This is a genomic window from Mycobacterium kiyosense (assembly GCA_021654635.1).
Taxonomy (GTDB): domain Bacteria; phylum Actinomycetota; class Actinomycetes; order Mycobacteriales; family Mycobacteriaceae; genus Mycobacterium; species Mycobacterium kiyosense.
The window spans coordinates 5152552-5168883 of the sequence record AP025179.1 but is presented as its reverse complement, the minus strand read 5'-3'; the positions used below and the strand labels follow the sequence as shown (position 1 = coordinate 5168883).

Genomic DNA, 16332 nt, shown 5'->3' with positions numbered 1-16332 from the left:
CATTTCAACAACCTTGATGGCATTCGCTGCGTTGGGGCAGATGAGGCCGATGGTTTTCCCCGCCTGATTTTGACCCGAACCCCGGTCGTGATCTGCATAACAGCGCAGATTCGGCAATCAATTACCGGCAATTATGCGACTAGAATATCGAGTCATACGCATCGAAACGGTTATTTTCGTGCTGTTTCGTGCCCGCCCCGGGAACCGGGCGTCGCACAGCTCCGCGCCACGCACACCCACCCAATTCCCGGGGACCGACAAGAGTGAAGGCGGTGCCAGCATGAGCCTCGGGAACAACCACAACAGCCGGGTAAGCCGGGATGTCGAGGTCCTCGACGGCGGCCCGGTGGCCGTTCAGATTCCCGTGCACAACGGCGCCATCAGCGGCATCGCCATCAGCCCCGACGGGCGGCGCCTGGTGGTGACCAACCACGGCGGCGACAGCGTCTCCATCGTCGACACCCGTGCCTGCCGGGTCGCCGAAACCATCCCCGGCGTCGACGAGCCTTTCGCGATCGCCCTGGCCGCCGCCGACCGCGCGTATGTGAGCAGCGTGTCGCCCGCCTACGACGCGATCCAGGTCGTCGACTGCGTGGCCGGAGTCGTCGTCGCGACCCATCCGGTCGCGCTCAGCGTCAGCGACCTGGCGGTCAGCGCCGACGGGAAGCACGTCTACATCGCCCGCAACGGTGCCCGCAACGCCGACCTCGCCGTCCTGGACACCGAATCCGGGCAGCTGCGGGTGGTCGACGTCGCCACCACCGCCGGCACCGTCACCGAGTGTGTCCGCGTCAGCCCCGACGGCGACCGCGCCTACGTCGGCGTCAACGGCCCGTCCGGTGGCCAGGTCGTCGTCGTCGACACCGGGCTGGCCACCGAGGAAACCGGCGGCCGTACACGGTGGCGCCGCACCAACACCAAGCCGCGGCCCAAGGTGCGGGTCAACGGACCCGCGGTGATCGGCACAATCGACATCGGGCTGCCCGTTCGCGACGTCGCCGTCAGCCCCAACGGCGCGCTGGTCTACGTCGCCAGCAGCGGACCGGACTTCGTGGCGATCGACGTCGTCGACACCAGCGCCAACAAGGTCACCGCCACCCGCAAGATCCCCGAGCTCACCGGCCTGCTCACCCGGCTCACGCTCAGCGCCGACGGCGACCGCGCGTATCTGGTCAGCGACGACAGCGTGACCGTGCTGTGCACGCTCACCCAGGACGTCGTCGACTCCATCAACGTCGGCACCCAGCCGTCCTGCGTGGTCGAGAGCCGCGACGGCACCAACCTGTACATCGCCGACTATTCGGGCGTGATCACCGTGGTCCCGGTCGGCGCGGGCGCGGCCGGGATCGAACAGGCGGCGCTGGAAGCCAACCGGTCGGCGGATCTGTTCGTGCCCGACTTGCTGCGATACGACGCCGCGCTCGTCTGACGCCCGGCGTATCCCCGCTCGTGGTGCGGCGATAGCATTCGCCCACGTAGGGTGCGCCGAGACGCGGGAGGCGGTACGTCGATGTACAGCACAATGCAGGACTTCCCGCTGACCATCACCGCGATCATGCGGCACGGCTGCGGCGTACACGGCCTGCGGGAGGTCGTCACCGCAACCGAGGACGGCTACCGCAGCACCACGTATCGCGAAGTGGGCCAACAGGCCGCGCGGCTGGCCAACGCGTTGCGCCGCCTCGGCATCACCGGCGACCAGCGGGTCGCCACGTTCATGTGGAACAACACCGAACACCTCACCACCTACCTCGCGGTGCCCTCGATGGGCGCGGTGCTGCACACGCTGAACATCCGGCTGTTCGCCGAACAACTCGTCTACGTGGCCAACGAGGCCGAAGATCAGGTGGTGCTGGTCGACCTGTCGCTGGCCCGGCTGCTGGCGCCGGTACTCGGCGAATTCGACACCGTGCACACCGTCATCGCGGTCGGTGACGGCGACACCGCGGCATTGGCGGAATCCGGCAAGACGGTGGTCCGCTACGCCGACGTGCTCGACGGCGAGTCGACCGAATTCGAGTGGCCGGACATCGACGAGAAATCCGCTGCCGCCATGTGCTACACCAGCGGCACCACCGGCCACCCCAAAGGCGTTGTCTACAGCCACCGTTCGAGCTTCCTGCACACCATGGCGGCGTGCAGCACCAACGGCATCGGCGTCGGGTCCAGCGACCGCGTGCTGCCGATCGTCCCGATGTTCCACGCCAACGCGTGGGGGCTGCCGTACGCCGCGCTGGCCGCCGGCGCCGACCTGGTGCTGCCCGACCGCCACCTCGACGCGCCCTCGCTGATCGACATGGTGGAGAAGCTGCGACCCACCCTGGCCGGCGCGGTACCGACCATCTGGAACGACGTCATGCACCACCTCGAGAAAGACCCCGGCCACGACATGTCCTCGCTGCGCATGGTCGCCTGCGGTGGTTCGGCGGTTCCGGAGTCGTTGATGCGCACCTTCGAGGACAAGCACAACGTCCAGATCCGGCAGTTGTGGGGCATGACCGAGACGTCGCCGCTGGCGTCCATGGCGTGGCCGCCGCCGGGAAGCCCGGACGACCAGCACTGGGCTTACCGGGTCACGCAGGGCCAGCCGGTGTTCGGGGTGGAAGCCCGCATCGTCGACGACGACGGCGCGGTACTGCCCAAAGACGGTGTGGCAGTTGGTGAATTGGAGGTCCGCGGGCCGTGGATCACCGGCTCGTACTACCTGGGGCAGGACGAGTCCAAGTTCGACTCCGGGTGGCTACGCACCGGCGACGTCGGTCGCATCGACGAGCGGGGCTTCATCACCCTGACCGACCGCGCCAAGGACGTGATCAAATCCGGCGGCGAATGGATCTCCTCCGTCGAGCTGGAGAACTGCCTGATCGCGCACCCCGACGTCAAGGAGGCCGCCGTGGTCGCGGTTCCCGACGAGCGCTGGCAAGAACGGCCGTTGGCCGTCGTCGTCGCCCGCGAAGGGACCGAGGTCGACGCGCATGGCCTGCGAAAGTTTCTGGCCGACAAGGTCGTTCGATGGTGGCTGCCGGAACGGTGGGCGTTCGTCGACGAGATCCCGCGCACCAGCGTCGGCAAATACGACAAGAAGACGATCCGGGCGCGGTACGCCGACGGTGAATACGACGTCGCCGAAGCGCACGACTAGGCTCGCGGTAGAAAGGTAACCATGAGCCTCAAGGTCGTGCAGTGGGCCACCGGAGGGGTCGGCGTAGCCGCCATCAAGGGGGTGCTCGAACACCCCGAACTTGAACTCGCCGGGTGCTGGGTACATTCGGAAGCCAAGAGCGGCAAGGACGTCGGCGACATCATCTGCACCGCACCGCTGGGCGTGACCGCCACCAACAACATCGACGACATCCTCACGCTCGACGCCGACGCGGTGATCTACGCGCCGCTGCTGCCCAGCGTCGACGAGGTCGCCGCGCTGCTGCGCTCCGGCAAGAACGTGATCACCCCGCTCGGCTGGTACTACCCGACCGAAAAAGAGGCCGCCCCACTCGAAGTCGCCGCGCAGGCCGGCAACGCCACGCTGCACGGCGCCGGCATCGGCCCCGGCGCGGCCACCGAGCTGTTCCCGCTGCTGCTGTCGGTGATGTCGACGGGCGTGACATTCGTTCGCGCCGAAGAGTTCTCCGACCTGCGCACCTACGGGGCGCCGGACGTGCTGCGCTACGTGATGGGTTTCGGCGGCACCCCGGACAGTGCGCTGACCGGCCCCATGCAGAAGCTGCTCAACGGCGGCTTCTTCCAATCGGTTCGGCTGATCGTCGACAAACTCGGCTTCGCCGCCGAACCCGAGATCCGCCCTTCCCAGGAAGTGGCCGTGGCCAGCGCCCCGATCGATTCCCCGATCGGGGTGATCGAGCCCGGCCAGGTCGCCGGCCGCCGATTCCACTGGGAGGCCCTGGTCGGTGACACGCCCGTCGTCCAGATCACGGTGAACTGGCTGATGGGCGAGGAAAACCTGGATCCGCCTTGGTCTTTCGGGCCGGCCGGGGAACGCTACGAGATCGAGGTGCGGGGCAACCCGGACACCTTCGTCACCGTCAAGGGCTGGCAGCCGGAAAGCGTGGCAGCCGGACTGATCAGCAATCCCGGCATCGTCGCGACCGCGGCGCACTGCGTCAACGCCGTACCCGCGACGTGCGCGGCCCCGGCCGGCATCCAGAGCTTCTTCGACCTGCCGCTGATCACCGGCCGTGCGGCGCCGCAACTTTCGCGAAAAGAAGGATAGGCATGCCACGACCTGTCGTAGTGGAACAGTCGCGGGCCATCCCGGTCTCGGTCGAGGATGCATTCACCGCAACGATGCCGATACCGCTGCCGCGGATCTTCTCGCAGTGGTACGGCGTGATCCCGCCGATCAAAGAGGTGCGCGAGCAAACCGGCGCCTGGGATGCCGTCGGCCAGACTCGCGTGCTGCTGATGGTCGGCGGCGGCCGCGCACGCGAGACGCTGACCAGCGTTGAACCGCCAAACTCGTTCGGGTACACACTGTCCGGACTCAGCGGCCCGCTGGCAGCCCTGGTCACCTCGGTCGACGGCCTCTGGTCGTTCACCCCCGCCGGCACCGGCACCCGGGTGAGCTGGCAGTGGACGCTGCACCCCAAATCACCTGCGGCGGCGGCAGTGACGCCGGTGTTCGCCAAGATGTGGAAGGGCTACGCCCGCGTGGTGCTGGAAAAACTGTCCGCCCAGCTGGTGGATTGAAACGTGTGTCGGCTATTCGGCCTGCATGCCGGGACAGAGGTTGTGACAGCAACTTTTTGGCTGCTGGACGCGCCGGACAGCCTGGCCCGGCAGAGCCGGCAGAACCCGGACGGCAGCGGCATCGGCGTCTTCGACGAGCACGGCCGCGCCCAACTGTTCAAAGAGCCGATCGCGGCCTGGCGTGACCACGACTTCGCCACCGAGGCGCACCGACTGACCGGAACCACCTTCATCGCCCATGTCCGGTATTCCACGACCGGCTCCAGAGATGTGCTCAACACCCACCCGTTCCTGCAGGACGGCCGGATCTTCGCGCACAACGGGATGATCGAAGGTCTCGACGTCCTCGACGAACGACTACGCGAATTAGGCACGTACGACCTGGTTTTGGGTCAGACCGATTCCGAGCGGGTGTTCGCACTCATCACCGCAAGCATCCGTGCCCACGGTGAGGTGTCGACCGGTATCGCCGACGCCGTCGGCTGGCTTGCCGCCAACGTGCCGATCTACGCCGTCAATATATTGCTGTGCATGGGAACTCAGATGTGGGCGCTGCGCTACCCGGACACGCATCAGCTGTTCATGCTGGATCGGCACGTGGACGGCGACCCCGATTTCGACATGTCCACGGTGCGGATTCATGCGCAGAGCGACACATTGGCCGAAAGGTCGTCGGTGCTGTTCGCCACCGAGCCGATGGACGACGACCCGCGCTGGTGTCTGCTCGAGGCGGGGGAGTTGGTACACGTCGACACCGATCTGCACGTCACGCGCACCCTGGTGCTGCCCGACCCGCCCCGCCAGCTGCTACGCCGAGATGATCTGGCTCAGCCGGTGTTTCGCGCCCAGCATGCGCTGCCGGGCACGCGGCACCCCGCGCCCCGCGGAGAAACGTAGATGACCCGGCGCGCACTTGTCCTGGCCGGTGGCGGAGTCGCCGGAATCGCCTGGGAGACCGGGGTTCTGCAAGGTATCGCCGACGAATCGCCGGAGGCGGCGCGGCTGTTGCTGGACTCCGACGTGCTGCTCGGCACCTCGGCGGGCTCGGCGGTTTCCGCGCAGATCGGCAGCGGCAGCCCACTGGAGGCGCTGTTCGGCCGGCAGATCGCCGAGACCTCCGCCGAGATCGATCCCGGCGTCGACATCGAGACCATCACCGAGCTCTTCCTGGATGCCCTGCGCGAGCCCCGCACCGACGGATTTGACCGCACGCGGGGACGGCTGCAGCGCATCGGGTCGGTGGCGCTGGCCACCGAAACCGTGCCCGAGTCGGTGCGGCGCCAGATCATCGCCGCGCGTCTGCCGTCGCACCAGTGGCCGGAGCGGGACCTGAGGATCACCGCAATCGACACTGCCACCGGCGAATTGGTGGTGTTCGACCGCGACTGGGGAGTCGACCTGGTCGACGCGGTAGCCGCCAGTTGCGCGGTGCCCGGCGCCTGGCCACCGGTGACCATCGCCGGCCGGCGCTACATGGACGGCGGGGTCAACAGCTCCGTCAACATCGGCGTCGTCGACGACTGCGACGTCGCGGTGGTGCTGGTGCCCGCGGGTGCGGACACCCCGTCGCCGTTCGGCGCCGGGCCGGCCGCCGAGATCGCGGCGTTCCCGGGCGAGACGATCACCGTGTTCGCCGACGAGCAGTCGCTGGCGGCATTCGGGGCCAACCCGCTGGACCCACGCTGCCGGATCGGGTCGGCGACGGCCGGTCGCGCCCAGGGCCGTCGCGAAGCTCGTTCCGTCGCAACGTTTCTGGGTGTCTGATTCAGCCTTCGATCGCCGGCTGGCGGGTCTGGCCGGTGTCCTCGAACGCATCCAGCGCGCGGGTGGCGAGGTCGCGGCCGGTCCCGATCACCTCGGCAGCGCGGTGGAACTCCAGGCTGCGGCAGGTGGTGCGCGGCACCTCGATGAGCAGGTCGGGCGGGTAGGCGGCCAGGGTGTGGCGGGCCAGCGCCGATTGCGCGATGTCGATAGTTCTGTTCATCACGTCGAAACCGCCGAGCTTGGGAATCTCCGGCACCTCGACGTCGTCGTCGTTGTGGTGTTGTCCAGCAACGTTTTCCGGGTCGGATTCGGATTCCTCGAGCTCCGGTGTGGTCGCGCCGAACCGGCTCAGCACCGCGCGCGCCGTCGGCCGATCCAGCAGGGCCTTGGCCGAGCTGATGTCGAAAAGCGCTGTGGTACTGCGCACCATGCGGTTCAGCCACTCGGCCGTCATACCCGGTTCGGCGTCCCGCGTGGCGCCCGGTTCGCTGCCGTTGAGGCTCACCGCAATGGTCAGGTCGGCGTTGGTGGCGGCGATCGGCGCCATCGGCAGCGGATCCAGGATGCCGCCGTCGGCCAACAGACGCCCGTCGATCTCATGCGGAGCGATCACCCCGGGTATCGCGATGGACGCGCGAATCGCCTCGTCGATGGGTCCGCGCTGAAACCACACCGACTTGCCGGTCAGCAGATCGGTGGCCACCGCGGTAAACGGTATGGACAGCTCCTCGATGTCGACCGGCCCGAGAATGTCGCGCACCGCGTCCAGGATCTTCTCGGCCCGCAGCACGCCCGCCGCGGTCAACGACGGATCCAGCAGCCGCAGAATGGTGCGCTGAGTCAGGGACTGGGCCCACTCGGCGAGCTCGTCGAGATGGCCGGCCGCGCTGACTCCGCCCACCAGCGCGCCCATCGACGAGCCGGCGATCCCGACCACCTGGTAGCCGCGTTCCTGCAGCACCTGGATCACGCCGATGTGCGCGTACCCGCGGGCGCCGCCGCTGCCCAGGGCCAGCGCGACGCGGGACCGGCGCGGGTGCACGGCAGTCGGTTCGGCCATCCCGCCATTCTGCTTGGCGCCAGGCCGCTCCGCCGACCCGGCCGGCAGTTCGCCTACCCCTGATCGCAATTCGCCGAAGCCGCTGCCGGGCCGGCTAGCCGCACTCGCCCCGGGCCGCCGCCTGCGCCGCGACGATCACTCCCGCCTGCCGCGCCGGACCCAAATCCGCCCACCGCTTGTTCCAGCTGCCGGCAACGCCCGATGCGGACCCCTGAACCATCGCCAGATACGGCTCGATCGCGGCGTCGCCGGCGGCGCCCTGACCGTCCATCCACACCCGGGCGGCATGGCAGGCCTGGAAATACTCTTCCTCGGTCGACTCCGCCGGAGCGTCGACCCGCGTCGTCACACCGGCGGGGGAGACCCCGATGGCACCGGGCGGCAGCGAACTCGTCGCCGTCGTCGTCGACACCGACGACGAGGGTGCCTTGCCGCCGTCGCCGCCGGCCGAGCAGCCCGTCAACGCGCACCCGCTAACCACGATCGCAACAGTCGTTTTCCACAGCACTGACCACCGCAGCGGGAGACGACGGCACCGACGCACCGTCTCAATCTATGCAAAACTTCCTCCCGTGATGGCCCGGTTCGGATTTTGCGAGTGTTGTCGGCCCTGACACCGCCTGCCTCCAAACGTTCCCAACCCGGAGTTCTCCCATGGCCATGCCACTTGCCAAGCCACTCGCCAAACCGCTGTCCCGGCCCTACCCGACCCTGTCCGCCGCGCTGACCGCCCCTATCCCGGGCCCACCCGGCTGCGGGTGCCCGACCTGCTGCACGCCACCGATCAGGCCGCCGACGACGTGCTCAGCGGACGCTGCGACCACCTGCTGCCCCCGGGCGGCGTCCCGCAGACCGAACGCTGGTTCACCCGCATCCACGGCGACGAGGAACTCGATATCTGGCTGATCAGCTGGGTTCCCGGACACGCCACCGAACTGCACGACCACGGCGGTTCACTGGGCGCGTTGACGGTGCTCTCCGGCTCGCTCAACGAATTCCGCTGGGACGGAAGGAAACTGCGTCGCCGTCGGCTCGACGCCGGCGATCAGGCCGGGTTTCCGCTGGGCTGGGTGCACGACGTGGTGTGGGCGCCCAGGCCCATCCCCGGCCCGACGCCGGTGACCGGCTTGGCTGCTCGCACGTTGGAGCCCACGCTGAGCGTGCACGCGTACTCGCCGCCGCTGACCGCGATGTCGTACTACGAAGTCACCGAGCGCAACTCGCTGCGGCGGCAGCGCACCGAACTGACCGACCAACCCGAAGGGCCCGGATGAGCCGCATCGACGACGTGCTGGAGGCGGCCCGCAGCCGGTACCGGCGGCTGCCCGCCGAACAGGTGCCCGAGGCGGTGGCGCGGGGAGCGGTGCTGGTCGACATCCGTCCGCAGGCCCAACGCGCCCGCGAGGGCGAGATCCCCGGGGCGCTGCCGATCGAACGCAACGTCCTGGAATGGCGCTGCGACCCCACCAGCGACGCCCGGCTGCCCGAAGCCGCCGGCGACGACGTCGAATGGGTGATCCTCTGCTCGCAGGGCTACACCTCCAGCCTGGCCGCCGCCGCACTGCTGGACCTGGGACTGCACCGCGCCACCGACGTGATCGGCGGCTATCAGGCGCTGGCCGCCGCCGGGGTGCTCGCCTCGCTGAGCTAGCCGTCCGAGCCCTCGCCGGTGCCCAGCGGCATCGACTCGGCGTGCAGCAGCGGCCGCAGCTTCTTGGTCTTCTCCGGCGTCCAGCCCGGCGGCGAGAGCACCGCCGCCCAGCTGTCGGCGGCGTTGGCCACGTAGCGGTGACCGTGCCCGTCGGGCACGTCGACCGCGACCGCCATGTCGGCGGAGACCTGCAGGAACGTCACCAGCGGAATCCAGCGCATCTCGGGAAGCACGTCGTAGCCGCGCTTCTCGCGTAACCAGTCCGGCTGGCTGAACGCCAGGTCGGGCCGCCACCACGCGATCGGGTCGGAGGCGTGCTGCAGATACACCACCCGCGGCCGGCCCCACTCGGGTGACGGACGGTTCAGATCCTCGGGCCGCGCCACGAACCGGACATGGTGCCCGTCATCGAAGATCGGCAACCACTCCGGCGAGCCACGATCCCGCGTCGCGGTCAGCTGGGTCCAGATGGTGTTGTTGAACGTCGGACCGCTGAACAACGCGCCGTCGGTGCGGGCCAGGATGTTGTTGAGGCTCATGAACGGTGCCTCGCCGCCGAACGATCCCAGGCTCTCCCCGAACACCACCAGCTTGGGACGGCTGCCCTCCGGCATCTGCCGGACCAGCTTGTCGACCGCCTCGAACAACGCCTGCCCGGCCTGACGCGCGCGTTCCCGGTCCACCAGGAACGACAGCCAGCTGGGCAGAAACGAATACTGCATGCTGACGATCGCGGTGTTGCCGTTGTACATGTACTCCAGCGCCGAGGCTTCCGCCTCGTTGATCCAGCCGGTGCCGGTGGTGGTGGCCACCGCGACCACCGCACGTTGCAGCCCGCCGGTGCGGGCCAGTTCGCGGGCGGCCATCTCCGCGGTCGCCTCGATGCCCTTCGCCGAATCCAGGCCAGCATAGGCGCGGATCGGCTCGATGGCCGGCGTGTCGCTGAAGGCGGTGAGCTGCCGCACCGAAGGGCCACCGCCGACGAAGATCCGGCCCTGGTGGCCCAACGACTGCCACGTCACCGCCGACTCCGGTCCCCCCGAACGCAGCTTCGTATTCGGCGGTGCGAAGTCAGGATCCATCTCGTTGTTGACCGAGGCGAACGTGTCGTTCATGGAACGCATGGCGAACTTGAGCACCACACCGTTGACCAGGGTGATCGACAACACCACCAGCCCCACCACCACGATGGTCGCCGAAAGCCGGAACGGCGCAACCCGATCCACTTGCGCCACCAGGAGAATCACCAGCCAGCGGATCAACTTGCCGACCTCGACCAGGGTGAACAGCACGATCACCGACAACACCCCGGTCAGCGGATAGTCGTACCACTTCAGGTGTTCCACGCCCATGATGTCGCGCACCCGGTCCTGCCAGACGTGGAACCGGATCGCCATCACCACGATCCCGATCGCCCCGACGGCGATCAGCGGCGCCCACGCCCAGGCCGGCGCCGGGGGGCTGGTGGTCTGCGAGCGCATGTAGCGGACCAGCCAGACGGTGAACACCCCCAGCCCGTAACCGATGGCGCCCGAACACCCGCTGACCGCGCCCTGAAACAGCGGTCCGCGGGGCAGCAGCGAGGGAGTCAGCGACAGCCAGACGAAGATCAGGCCCACCATGGTGCCGGTGTAGGTGTAGTTGCGAACCCACCAATGACCCTGAATCGGTTGTGCCGCAGCGGGATCCGGGCCCTCAGCGGGCTCGTCCCCGGCCGGCTTCTCGGCCGCGGTGGTGGTCGCGGAATCGCTCATCGGTGGGTGAAGTCCGGCGGTCGTTTCTCGACGAAGGCGGTCATGCCTTCAGTCTGGTCGTCGGTGGCGAATGTCGAGTGGAACAGCCGGCGTTCGTACAGCAGCCCCTCGGCCAGCGTGGATTCGAACGCACGGTTGACAGCTTCCTTGGCCATTTGGGCGGCCGGCAGCGACATCTGGGAGATGGTGGTGGCGACCGCCTTGGCCTCGGTCAGCAGGTCGTCGGCGGGGACCACGCGCGAAACCAGGCCGCTGCGTTCGGCTTCCGCGGCGTCGATGGTGCGCCCGGTCAGGATCAGGTCCATCGCCTTGGCCTTGCCGATCGCGCGGGTCAGCCGCTGTGAACCGCCCATGCCCGGGATCACGCCGAGTTTGATCTCCGGCTGGCCGAACTTCGCGGTGTCGGCGGCGATCAGCAGGTCACACATCATCGCCAGCTCGCAGCCGCCGCCCAGGGCGTAGCCGGCGACCGCGGCGATCGTCGGGGTGCGCACCGCGGCCAGCCGGCCCCAGGTGGCGAAGAAGTCGGCGCCGAATGCGTCGGCGAACGACAGCCCGGCCATCTCCTTGATGTCCGCGCCGGCGGCGAACGCCTTGGCCGAGCCGGTGATGATGATTGCGCCGATACCCGGGTCATTGTCCAATTCGGTTGCCGCGCTGGTGACTTCGTTCATCACCTGGGTGTTGAGGGCGTTCAGGGCCTTGGGTCGGTTCAGGGTGATGGTGCCGACCCGCTCGTCGCGCTCGACCAGGATGGTCTCGTAAGTCATGGTTCGCCTTTCTAGAACGTCAGGTCGTCGTCGGCCGGAGCGAAATACGCGGCGACGTCGGCGACGGTGACGTCGTCCAACCTCGCCGGCGACCACTTCGGATTGCGGTCTTTGTCGACCAGTTGCGCGCGGATGCCCTCCACCAGATCGTGTGATCGCAACGACGCTGACGACACCCGATAATCCTGCACCAGAACGTCTTCCAGCGTCTGCAGCTCAGCTGCGCGGCGCACCGCCTCGAAGGTGACCGACAGCGCGATGGGGGAGCGGGTGGCGATCAGGTCGGCGGCGTCGTGGGCCGGTCCCGCGTCGTGGTCGCGCAGGGCGGCGACGATGTCTGCGACGGTGTCCTTAGAATAGCACTCGTCGACCCATTCACGTTGTGCGGCAAGCTTACTCGGCGGCGGCTCGATGGCGTAGCCGGCCAGCGCGCCCTCGACGCCGTCGGTGGCGATCGCCGAGGTGAACGCGTCGAGTTGGCCGTGCGGCACGTAGTGGTCGGCGAAGCCCAGGGCGATGGCGTCGGCGCCGTCGAACGGCGCCCCGGTCAGCGCGGCGTGCAGGCCCAGCTTGCCCGGCGCGCGGGACAGCAGGTAGACGCCGCCGACGTCCGGGATGAACCCGATGCCGACTTCGGGCATCGCAACCTTGGAGGTGTCGGTGACCACCCGGGTGTTCCCGTGTGCGCTGACGCCCACCCCGCCACCCATCACGATGCCGTCCATCACCGCCACATAGGGCTTGGCGAACCGGCCGATCTGACCGTTGAGCAGATACTCGTCACGCCAGAATTTCCGCGCCTCGACGCCGTCCTTGCGGGCGCTGTGATAGATCGCCACCACGTCGCCGCCGGCGCACAGCCCACGTTCGCCGGCGCCGGTGAGCACCACCGCGCGTACCGCGTCGTCGCGCTCCCAGCGGGTCAGCACCGTGCTGAGCAACTCCACCATCGTCTGGTTCAGCGAGTTGATCGCCTTGGGACGGTTGAGGGTGACAAAGCCGACCCCGCCGTCGACGCGGGTCAGGACCTCGTCGGATTCCCCAGTCACGGCCCCAGTCACGCCACGTCTCCCCTCGTCGGAATCCTTGTCAGACCCGGCCGCTTCGCCACGACTCAGCTGCGACTCGGCCGCCGCCATAGAGTTTGACCAGCAATCTAGATCGTTACTCGCTCGGCGATGCCCGCGGGGCTAAGGTTTAGGCTTATCCGGACCATCATCCGGACCGCGGACGCAGGTCCCGGACGACCGAGAAAACAGCAGCTCCGCTGGGAACTCGAGCGGACCACCACTCGTTGGGTAGTTGTTCGCACGCTCGAAGCCAACAGCACTTTTGAGAGAGGATCCGACGGTGCGGGAGACAAGCAACCCGGTATTCCGTTCGCTGCCCAAGCAGCAGGGCGGGTACGCGCAATTCGGCCCGGGCGTAACGCCGGGCTACCAGCCCGACCCTTACGCCCCTACACCAGCAGCCGGCACAAGTTTCGCGGCCGGTCACCATCGATGACGTCGTCACCAAGACCGGCCTGACGCTGGCCCTGCTGTCGGCGACGGCGGTCGTGTCCTACTTCTTGACCGCGACCAACGTGGGCCTGGCGATGCCGCTGGCCATGATCGGCGCATTCGGTGGCTTCGCGCTGGTCATGATCGCGACCTTCGGGCGCAAGCAGGACAACCCGGCGATCGTGCTCACCTACGCGGCGCTCGAGGGGTTGTTCCTCGGCGCCATCTCGTTCGTGCTGGCGCACTTCTCGGTGGGCTCCGCCAACGCGGGGGTGCTGATCGGCGAGGCGATCCTGGGCACCCTCGGCGTGTTCTTCGGCATGCTCGTGGTCTACAAGACCGGGGCCATCCGCGTCACTCCGAAGTTCACCCGGATGCTGTTCGCGGCGTTGATCGGCGTGGTCGTGCTGATGCTGGGCAACCTGGTGCTGTCGATGTTCCACGTCGGCGGCGGTGAGGGCCTGGGCCTGCGCAGCGCCGGGCCCGTCGGGATCATCTTCTCGCTGGTCTGCATCGGTATCGCGGCCTTCAGCTTCCTGATCGACTTCGACGCCGCTGACCAGATGATCCGCGCCGGGGCGCCGGAGAAGGCCGCATGGGGCATCGCCCTCGGCCTGACCGTGACCCTGGTGTGGCTGTACATCGAGATCCTGCGTCTGCTCAGCTATCTACAGAACGACTAGCGGCGGCTAGTCCCTGAACGGGCAAAGCCGGCACGCCTCGCGGCGTGCCGGCTTTCTCTACAGCCGCTCGATCACCATCGCCATGCCCTGACCACCGCCGACGCACATGGTCTCCACGCCGAACGTCTTGTCGTGCGTCTGCAGGTTGTTCAGCAACGTGGTGGTGATGCGCGCGCCCGTCATGCCGAACGGGTGCCCCAGGGCGATCGCTCCACCGGAGACGTTCAGCTTGTCCTCGTCGATCCCCAGCTCGCGCGCCGAGCCCAGGACCTGCACCGCGAACGCCTCGTTGATCTCGAACAGGTCGATGTCATTGACCGACATGCCGGCCCGCTGCAGCGCTTGCTTGGTCGCCTCGATCGGCCCCAGACCGATGATCTCCGGGGACAGCCCGCTGACTCCGGTGGACACGATGCGCGCCAGCGGCGTCAGGCCGAGTTCCTTGGCCTTGGTGTCGCTGGTGATGATCACCGCCGCGGCGCCGTCGTTGAGCGGGCAGGCATTGCCCGCGGTGATGGTGCCGTTGGGCCGGAAGACGGGCTTGAGCTCGCTGATCTTCTCGTAGGTGGTTCCGGCCCGCGGCCCGTCGTCGGTACTGACGGTGCTGCCGTCCGGCAGCGTGACCGGGACGATCTCGCGGGCGAAGAAGCCGCTCTTGATCGCCTCCTCGGCGCGGTTCTGGCTGCGCACACCCCAGTGGTCTTGGTCCTCGCGGCTGATACCGGTCAGCACGGCGACGTTCTCAGCCGTCTGACCCATCGCGATGTAGACGTCCGGCAGGTTCCCGTCGGCGCGGGGGTCGTGCCACTCGTCGGCGCCGGCGGCCGCGGCGGCGCTGCGTTGTTGCCCCTCGTCGAACAGCGGGTTCTTGGTGTCGGGCCACGAGTCGGCGCTGCCTTTGGCGAACCGGGACACCGTCTCCACGCCGGCGGAGATGAAGGCGTTGCCCTCGCCGGCCTTGATTGCGTGGAACGCCATGCGCGTGGTCTGCAGCGACGACGAGCAGTAACGGTTGACCGTGGTGCCGGGCAGGAAGTCGTAACCGAGTTCGACCGCGACCACCCGGGCCATGTTGAAGCCGGACTCGCCGCCCGGCTGACCGCAACCCAGCATCAGGTCGTCGATCTGGTGCGGGTTGAGCGCCGGCACCTTGTCCAGCGCCGCACGCACCATCTGGGTCGCCAGGTCGTCGGGCCGCATGCTGACCAGGGAGCCCTTCATGGCGCGGCCGATCGGAGAGCGGGCAGTTGAGACGATGACGGCTTCGGGCATGAGATTCCTCCGGTGGGCTGTGGCCATTCGAGCCTGGCAGCGCCGAGCCTATCCGGGCGACGACGCGCGTCCGAAGGACGGCCTGGGTCAGGGGGCGGCGACAGCCGCGCCCTCGTCCGGCGGCCCGGCAACCAGTCCCCGCGTCCACAACCGTGACACCCGGGTTCGTCGTGCGACGACGATCTCGCCCGGCACCGTCACGGGTGCCACCGGCACCGGATCCGACGCCGGAGGCGGACCGAGCCTGTCGCTCAGCGCCTCCCGCAGCGCCACGAACAGCTGCTCGGCCGCCACCGCGTATCCCGCCGCCGACGGGTGGTACTGGTCCGCGGAGAACATCAGCTCGGGCATCTCCCGGAACTTGGGAGCCAGCAGATGGGCCAGCGGCACCGGCACCCCGCCGGCCGCCGTGACCGCCGCCGCCTGAGCCCGCGCCAGCTGCAACCCGCGGGTCCGTGCCAGCGACCGCAGCGGCTGCGGGATCGGCGTGATGAGGCCGAAGTCCGGGCAGGTACCCACCACCACGGCCGCGCCGCGGTCGCGCAGCTTGCGCACCGACAATCCCAGCCGCTGGGCCGACGGCCCCACGCCGTTGAGCGCGGTGACGTCGTTGGCGCCCAGGATGATCACCGCCGCATCCGGCGGTGGCCCGGCCACGAACATCGCGTCGACCTGACCGCGGACGCCCTTGGACGTGGCCCCGACGATCGCCTTGGTGCTGAGCCGGATCCGGAGGCCGGTCTGCTCGGCGAGCTGGCGAGCGATGAGCACACCCGGCACTTCCTCAGCGGTCAGACACCCATACCCGGCCGCCGTGGAGTCGCCGAACACCATCAGGTGCAGGTCGACGGGCAGCCCGCGCTCCCAGCGTTGGACGGGTCCGCCGCCGGCGCTGTAGACACCGTCGGCCCGGGGCGGCGCATCCCAGGACTTCGGGATCACGGTGCGCACATGCATCGCCTGACCCACCAGCAGGTTGCGTGCACCCAGATAGGCCGAGCCCGTCGAGGCAAGTGCACCCGCGGTGGCCCAGGCGATCGTCGACCGTCGTGGCACGCGCATGCTCACGGCAGTCATTTTAGGACGGTTGTGCTGATTTCGTGAGTAGCTGACGAACAAACCGGTTACGGTGTGGAACACATGTGGTATCGAAACTGATTCATTGGATG

The 16332-nt window shown here is 68.4% G+C and carries 15 protein-coding genes and 1 pseudogene; 9 read left to right on the top strand and 7 right to left on the bottom strand.

Going from position 1 to position 16332, the window contains the following annotated elements; translation table 11 throughout:
- Positions 1–280 precede the first annotated feature (280 nt).
- The 6 genes from L6444_RS24240 (at position 281) to L6444_RS24215 (ending at position 6471) form a co-directional block, all read left to right on the top strand.
- Positions 281–1429 carry a YncE family protein gene (locus L6444_RS24240; RefSeq protein ID WP_236977707.1) on the top strand — a complete coding sequence of 383 codons (1149 nt, stop codon included), beginning with the start codon at positions 281–283 and terminating at the stop codon, positions 1427–1429.
- An 81-nt stretch (positions 1430–1510) separates the two neighbouring features.
- On the top strand, positions 1511–3142 hold the full coding sequence (locus L6444_RS24235) for a long-chain fatty acid--CoA ligase (RefSeq protein ID WP_236977705.1): 1632 nt from the start codon (positions 1511–1513) through the stop codon (positions 3140–3142).
- Positions 3143–3163: 21 nt separating this feature from the next.
- Complete coding sequence (locus L6444_RS24230) at positions 3164–4231, top strand: NAD(P)H-dependent amine dehydrogenase family protein (RefSeq protein WP_236977703.1); 1068 nt, start codon at positions 3164–3166, stop codon at positions 4229–4231.
- 2 nt (positions 4232–4233) lie between these two features.
- Entirely contained in the window at positions 4234–4707 is a 474-nt protein-coding gene (locus tag L6444_RS24225; RefSeq protein WP_236977702.1) for an SRPBCC family protein, read from the top strand.
- 3 nt (positions 4708–4710) lie between these two features.
- Positions 4711–5604, top strand: a complete 894-nt coding sequence (locus L6444_RS24220) for a class II glutamine amidotransferase (protein ID WP_236977701.1) — start codon at positions 4711–4713, stop codon at positions 5602–5604.
- Entirely contained in the window at positions 5605–6471 is an 867-nt protein-coding gene (locus L6444_RS24215; protein ID WP_236977700.1) for a patatin-like phospholipase family protein, read from the top strand. It begins immediately after the preceding gene.
- A gap of 1 nt (position 6472) precedes the next feature.
- Here L6444_RS24215 and L6444_RS24210 read toward each other — a convergent pair whose 3' ends face one another.
- Together L6444_RS24210 and L6444_RS24205 are read right to left on the bottom strand one after the other, a co-directional pair.
- A complete protein-coding gene (locus L6444_RS24210; RefSeq protein WP_236977699.1) occupies positions 6473–7531 on the bottom strand; it encodes a patatin family protein in 1059 nt (352 codons plus the stop codon).
- Positions 7532–7625: 94 nt separating this feature from the next.
- Positions 7626–8075 (bottom strand): lipoprotein LpqV, encoded by a 450-nt coding sequence (locus L6444_RS24205; protein WP_370653003.1) that lies wholly within the window; start codon positions 8073–8075, stop codon positions 7626–7628.
- A gap of 208 nt (positions 8076–8283) precedes the next feature.
- Here L6444_RS24205 and L6444_RS24200 point away from each other — a divergent pair, with 208 nt between their 5' ends.
- Together L6444_RS24200 and L6444_RS24195 are read left to right on the top strand one after the other, a co-directional pair.
- Entirely contained in the window at positions 8284–8805 is a 522-nt protein-coding gene (locus L6444_RS24200; protein ID WP_236984392.1) for a cysteine dioxygenase, read from the top strand.
- Positions 8802–9182 (top strand): rhodanese-like domain-containing protein, encoded by a 381-nt coding sequence (locus L6444_RS24195; RefSeq protein WP_236977697.1) that lies wholly within the window; start codon positions 8802–8804, stop codon positions 9180–9182. The genes L6444_RS24200 and L6444_RS24195 overlap by 4 nt, the downstream gene beginning before the upstream one ends.
- Here L6444_RS24195 and L6444_RS24190 read toward each other — a convergent pair.
- The 3 genes from L6444_RS24190 to L6444_RS24180 are packed head-to-tail and all read right to left on the bottom strand — an operon-like array spanning position 9179 to position 12755.
- The gene (locus tag L6444_RS24190) at positions 9179–10936 is read right to left on the bottom strand and encodes an alpha/beta hydrolase (protein WP_236977696.1); all 1758 of its coding nucleotides are present in this window, start codon (positions 10934–10936) and stop codon (positions 9179–9181) included. The genes L6444_RS24195 and L6444_RS24190 overlap by 4 nt on opposite strands.
- Complete coding sequence (locus L6444_RS24185) at positions 10933–11706, bottom strand: enoyl-CoA hydratase (protein ID WP_236977694.1); 774 nt, start codon at positions 11704–11706, stop codon at positions 10933–10935. Before L6444_RS24185 ends, L6444_RS24190 begins: the two co-directional genes overlap by 4 nt.
- 11 nt (positions 11707–11717) lie before the next feature.
- On the bottom strand, positions 11718–12755 hold the full coding sequence (locus L6444_RS24180) for an enoyl-CoA hydratase/isomerase family protein (RefSeq protein WP_236984390.1): 1038 nt from the start codon (positions 12753–12755) through the stop codon (positions 11718–11720).
- 301 nt (positions 12756–13056) lie between these two features.
- On the opposite strand from L6444_RS24180, the pseudogene L6444_RS24175 reads away from it, so the two are divergent.
- Positions 13057–13891, top strand: a pseudogene (locus tag L6444_RS24175) (Bax inhibitor-1/YccA family protein).
- A gap of 57 nt (positions 13892–13948) precedes the next feature.
- Here the strand turns inward: L6444_RS24175 and L6444_RS24170 are convergent.
- Both L6444_RS24170 and L6444_RS24165 read right to left on the bottom strand, forming a co-directional pair.
- Positions 13949–15163, bottom strand: coding sequence for an acetyl-CoA C-acetyltransferase (locus tag L6444_RS24170; RefSeq protein WP_236977691.1), 1215 nt, complete (start codon positions 15161–15163; stop codon positions 13949–13951).
- An 87-nt stretch (positions 15164–15250) separates the two neighbouring features.
- Positions 15251–16219: an SGNH/GDSL hydrolase family protein gene (locus tag L6444_RS24165; RefSeq protein ID WP_236984388.1), complete on the bottom strand. Its 969-nt coding sequence runs from the start codon at positions 16217–16219 to the stop codon at positions 15251–15253.
- Positions 16220–16332 lie beyond the last annotated feature (113 nt).